This is a genomic window from Haloferax profundi (genome assembly GCF_001469865.1).
In the GTDB taxonomy this organism is placed as follows: Archaea; Halobacteriota; Halobacteria; order Halobacteriales; family Haloferacaceae; genus Haloferax; species Haloferax profundi.
In genome coordinates this window covers 1-310 of sequence record NZ_LOPV01000644.1, presented here as the reverse complement: position 1 = coordinate 310, position 310 = coordinate 1, and the positions used below count along the sequence as shown (strand labels likewise).

Below are 310 nucleotides of genomic sequence, written 5' to 3'. Positions count from 1 at the left end.
GGGTGCAAATCTACTCCCCCTCGTCGGTGTCGTCGCGTTGGACTGGAGCTTATGGTCGCTACTTGTCGTCTACTGGGTCGAGGCGTTCAGTACGGTCGTCCTGGCCGCCGTCAAGGTTCTCTTCGCCGAGCGTGGATCTCCGGGCATATCGGGGCAGATTGAACCATTGCACGAGCTCCGAGAGAAACGCGGTGGCTGGAGAGTTCAAAAAAGCTGGCCACCGGTCTATCCGCGAAACATTCCGTTTGCGCTCTCAATGCTGGGAGTGTGGTCCGTGACAGTACTCCCGCTGAGCCTCCTCTACTGGCTG

At 59.0% G+C, this 310-nt stretch carries 1 protein-coding gene; it reads left to right on the top strand.

Features of this window, described 5'->3' with window-relative positions; translation table 11 throughout:
* Positions 1 to 310: DUF6498-containing protein (locus AUR66_RS22960; protein ID WP_231727969.1), on the top strand; the 310-nt coding region annotated here is incomplete at both ends.